This window comes from Chromobacterium sp. Panama (assembly GCF_003052555.1).
GTDB lineage: Bacteria > Pseudomonadota > Gammaproteobacteria > Burkholderiales > Chromobacteriaceae > Chromobacterium.
Window position 1 is genome coordinate 476,689 of the sequence record NZ_QARX01000001.1, and the last position, 2,390, is coordinate 479,078.

The 2,390-nt window shown below is 72.6% G+C and carries 2 protein-coding genes; both read right to left on the reverse strand.

Features of this window, described 5'->3' with window-relative positions; all coding sequences use genetic code 11:
- The coding region (locus DB032_RS02235; RefSeq protein WP_146176561.1) for a condensation domain-containing protein at positions 1–1,566 on the reverse strand (1,566 nt) is incomplete at its 3' end.
- Positions 1,563–2,390 (reverse strand): phosphopantetheine-binding protein (locus tag DB032_RS24035; protein ID WP_158274220.1); only part of this gene is annotated, 828 nt, incomplete at its 5' end. The genes DB032_RS02235 and DB032_RS24035, both read right to left, overlap by 4 nt.

Here is a 2,390-nt window from a genome sequence, read left to right on the forward strand (position 1 = left end):
CGGCTGGCGCTGGCAGCAGAGTCCGACGCGCTGTTCCGGCAGCACGCCGAGCTGGAGCAATTGCCGGGCCAATTGATTGGCGCGGGCGTCCAGTTCTCGATAGCGCAGCGCGGCGGTGTCGCCCTGGACGGCGACGCGCTCGGGGAAGGCCTGGGCGGCGTGCTCGAACCAGGCGCAAAGATCGGGATGCGGCGGCGCGACGACGAGAGGCGTCGGGCCCAGGGCCTGGGCGGCTTGTTCGGCGTTCAGCAGCGGCAGCCGGGCCAGCGGGCAATCCGGCTGCGCCGTCGCCGCCTGCAATAGCTGGCGATAGTGTTCCAGCCAGCGGGCGGCGGTGTCGGCGCCGATCAGGCCGGCTCGGTATTCCAGCGTGGCGCGCAGGCCGTCGCCGTCCGGCTCCAGCATCAGGCTCAGGTCGAACTTGGCGTCGGCGGGAAACAGCGGCAGCGCTTCCGCTTCCACGCCCTGCCAGTCCAGGCGGCCCAGCGGCGCGTTCTGCAGCGCGAACAGAGCGCGGAACGGCGCGTCCTGGGCCTGGGCGCGCGGGCCGGCCAGCTTCACCACTTGATCGAAGGGCGCGTGCTGATGGGCGAAGGCGTCCAGGCAGCCGGCGCGGTTGCGCGCCAGCAATTGGGCGAAGCTGGGCGCGCCGCTCAAATCCTGGCGCAGGATCAGGGTGTTGACGAAGAAGCCCAGGGTTTGTTCGAACTCGGCGCGGTCGCGGTTGGCCACCGGGCTGCCGACGCAGATATCCTCGCGTCCGCTCAGACGCTGCAGCAGCGCCTGGAAGCCGGACAGCAGGGCCATGAACAAGGTGGCGTCGGCGGCGCGGGCCTGGACGCGCAGCGCCTCGGTCAGCGCGGCCGGCAGCGTCAGACTGACGTGGCCGGCGGCCTCGCTCCGGCTTGGGCCGGCGGCGTAATCGCCGGGCAGCTCCATCTCGCCGTCCAGGCCGGCCAGCCGTTCGCGCCAGTAGTTCAAGGCCTCGTCGTCTTGGACGCGGGTTTCGCGTTCCCATTCCGAGAAATCGGCGTATTGCAGCGCCTCGGGCAGGGCCGGCGCGGGCAGGCCGGCGGCCAGCGCCGGATAAAGCGCGCCCAGCTCGCGCACCAGCACGCCCAGCGACCAGCCGTCGCAGGCGATGTGATGGATCACGATGGACAGCACATGGTGTTGCGGGCCGAGGACGAACAGGCGGGCCCGGATCACCGGATCGCGCCGCAAATCGAAGCGCAGGGCGGCTTCCGCGCGCAGCAGCGCCGTCAGGCCGGCCTCGTCGCAGGCGGTGAGCGGCAGCTCGCAGCCGGCTTCCGGGCGGATCAGTTGGCAGGGCTCGCCGTCGATCAGATCGTATTGGGTGCGCAGGATCTCGTGGCGCGCCACCAGGGCGCCCAGCGCGGCTTGCAGCGCGTCGGCGTCCAGCGCGCCGCGCAGGCGCAGGGCCAGCGGGATGTGGTAGGCGGTGGAGTCCGGCTCAAGGTCCGTCAGCGTCCATAAGCGGCGCTGGGCGCCGGATTGCGGGAAAACATAGGCGTCGAAAGAGGCGTGGGCGTCGATTGCGTTCATGGTTGGCCTTGCTTGGACTGCTGGAATGAGGTGTCGCCGTCGGCGCCGGGGGTGACGCGCGCCAGTTGGCGGCGCGCCGGCCGCACCGGCGCGGCGGCCGAGGCCTGGCCGCGCAGCGCGTCGGCGGCTTGCGCCAGTTCCGCCGCGCGCGGATGTTCGAACAAGAGGCGCAGCGGCAGCGGCACGCCCAGGCGCTCGCGCAGCCGGTTGGCGGCGCGCACCGCCAGGATGGAGTCGCCGCCCAGCTCGAAGAAGCTCTCGTCGCGGCTCACTTGCGGCAGCTGCAAGAGCTCGGCGAAGGCTTCGGCCACCAGGTATTCGCTGGGCGTGCGCGGCGCTTCGAAGGCGCGCCGGGCCAGCGGCTCCGGCGCCGGCAGCGCGGCGCGGTCCACCTTGCCGTGATGGGTCAGCGGGAAGCGCTCCAGCGTCACGATGACGGCGGGCAGCATATGCTCGGGCAGTTCGGCGGCCAGCGCGGCGCGCAGCGCGGCCGGCTCGGCGTCGCCGACGGCGTAGGCGACCAGGCGCGGTTCGCCGGCGGCGGGGCGGTCCAGCAGCACCAGCGCCTCGCGCACCGCGGGCAGCCGGCACAGCGCGGCCTCGATCTCGCCCAGCTCGATGCGGAAGCCGCGCAGCTTGACCTGGTGATCGGCGCGGCCCAGGTATTCGATCTCGCCGTCGGCGCGGCGGCGGGCCAGATCGCCGGAGCGATACAGACGGGAGCCGTCCGTGGCGAAGGGATTGGGCAGGAAACGGGAAGCGGTCAGCGCCGGACGGTTCCAATAGCCGCGGGCGACGCCGGGGCCGCCGACATAGATCTCGCC